We start from the raw sequence: 1793 nt of genomic DNA on the forward strand, positions 1-1793 counted from the left end.
CGCTGCGCACCACCAAGCGCCCCGCCTCGATCCACACCTCAGCGCCTGATCCTGCCTTATCTTTATTGATCAGCCTTCTGCCGTCTTCGCAGTATTCGCACATTGCGCTCTCCTGTTTCCGCAAGATCGTCGAAGTCGATCCGCCCGTCTGTTTTATTCACGCTCCATCTTCACGGTGGTCGTAGTTCCCATAGCCGATGCTTCGTAGCTCAAAACTCCGTTCTCGTATTTGAACGCTTTCGTCGCATCGCTTGAAGCCAGCATCGCCTTGTCCGTCTGCTCGGTATCATTGGCAGATTCCCAGCTGTAGCTGTCGGTCTCCTCTGTCGGAGCAACGTAGGAGCCAGCCCAATAAAGCGATTTGGTATCTCCTCCGTTGGACACCCAATTGATCGTGATGGTTTCACCCGAAATTGTAGCGATCTGGTAGCTGTCCTCGGAGTTCTTATTAGACTGCGTCCACTCACCCGTCAGATCGAGCGGCTGCGCCTTCTCTTCCTGCTTCGGCTGCTCCTGAGCCGTCGTCGGCTGATCGGATCCACCCTCCGGCTTCTCAGGCGACCCGCATCCAGCAAGGGTCAATGCAAGCGCTCCAGCGCAACCGACAACGGCAACCTTTCCTACTATCCTCTTCATTTTTCATCTTCCTTTCGTCTGGAACTTTTTAAAACTTAATCGGTTTCGCTGGAAGCGTCTTCCAGAAAATCTCACCGATGAGATGCACGGGCGGAGAAGCCGGGTCCTTGGTGTTGATAGCTATGTCCGGGTACTCGTCGGCCATGGTGCTCTCGGCATGCAAGACGATAGTGTTGCCGGCGAAGAATACGCGTTTTATCGTCGCCTCGTCCCCGTTGACGCCGACCAACGCCACGCTCCCGTCGCGCACCTCCATATCGGGATCGCAAATCGCGATCTCGTCGTCGCGAAATACAAGATCCATGCTTGACCCCGCCGGCTTGACTCCGAAAGCGCGAGGGTGGCTCTCCGCGAACTCGTCGGGAATGGTAACCTCCTCGCCGTGCTGCTCATACACCTCTCGCCACTCTCCTGCTGCGACATTGCCCAGCATTGGGACAACATGATAGGAATATGAAGGCTTCATTATTTCGGAGCTTGCAAAACGTTCTTTAGATGCTAGCCCGTTCTCTAAGCTAAGTAGATCGTCGGTTGTTATCCCAAAGGCATCCACTATGCTCTGGATGTTCTTAGCCGAAGGAAAAGAAACACCCCTCATCCAAGAAGAAACAGTTTGCTTTTCAATCGAAGCTCGTCGAGCGATCTCCGATTGCGAAACCCCCTCCTTACGCATTAACGCGTTGAGATTGGCTATCAGAACGCTCTGGATTTCGTGTTCGGTTAACATTTCTTCTCCAAAGGTAATTTTATATCGTTCAGTAAAAAAATTATATACTCCGTATTGACTTCGGTATAGGGTAAATTTACTATTGTCGTTGTCGAAAGGAGGTGAATATGCCGGAGGTTACCAACTTCGTTGAAGTAGCTCGTGGAGCATCGGGCTATCAAAAGAAGGAATTTGCGGAATTCCTCGAGGTCGATCCGCAGACTTACAGGAAAATCGAGAGCGACCCTGACAACATGACACTTGGCATGGTGAAGTCATTGCTGCCAAAGTTGAACCGCTATAGTCGGCAAATCCTTCAGGAGTCTATCAACGAAATTTTTTTGTCTTGTGAGTAAATTCTAAATTGTCGCATCGAACTTTGAGAATCGAATAGCCCGGAAGGCGGCAGCCGAAAGGAGCCGCCATGGGATCAATAGAGAGGATTCGCGCG

At 51.5% G+C, this 1793-nt stretch carries 3 protein-coding genes; 1 reads left to right on the top strand and 2 read right to left on the bottom strand.

Features of this window, described 5'->3' with window-relative positions; genetic code table 11:
- Nucleotides 1-153: 153 nt before the first annotated feature.
- Together GT613_RS15190 and GT613_RS15195 are read right to left on the bottom strand one after the other, a co-directional pair.
- The gene (locus GT613_RS15190; protein ID WP_114526530.1) at nt 154-636 is read right to left on the bottom strand and encodes a hypothetical protein; all 483 of its coding nucleotides are present in this window, start codon (nt 634-636) and stop codon (nt 154-156) included.
- A gap of 28 nt (nt 637-664) precedes the next feature.
- A complete protein-coding gene (locus GT613_RS15195; RefSeq protein WP_114526528.1) occupies nt 665-1363 on the bottom strand; it encodes a LexA family transcriptional regulator in 699 nt (232 codons plus the stop codon).
- Between the two features lie 107 nt (nt 1364-1470).
- On the opposite strand from GT613_RS15195, the gene GT613_RS15200 reads away from it, so the two are divergent.
- Nucleotides 1471-1698 (top strand): helix-turn-helix transcriptional regulator, encoded by a 228-nt coding sequence (locus GT613_RS15200; RefSeq protein ID WP_114526526.1) that lies wholly within the window; start codon nt 1471-1473, stop codon nt 1696-1698.
- Nucleotides 1699-1793: the final 95 nt, after the last annotated feature.

Source organism: Eggerthella sp. BIOML-A4, from assembly GCF_009875575.1.
Lineage (GTDB): Bacteria > Actinomycetota > Coriobacteriia > Coriobacteriales > Eggerthellaceae > Eggerthella > Eggerthella lenta.

Excerpts from the sequence above, each read along its gene's own strand:
- GT613_RS15190 (WP_114526530.1), bottom strand. The coding sequence starts at position 636 with ATGAAGAGGATAGTAGGAAAGGTTGCCGTTGTCGGTTGCGCTGGAGCG.
- GT613_RS15195 (WP_114526528.1), bottom strand. The coding sequence starts at position 1,363 with ATGTTAACCGAACACGAAATCCAGAGCGTTCTGATAGCCAATCTCAAC.
- GT613_RS15200 (WP_114526526.1), top strand. The coding sequence starts at position 1,471 with ATGCCGGAGGTTACCAACTTCGTTGAAGTAGCTCGTGGAGCATCGGGC.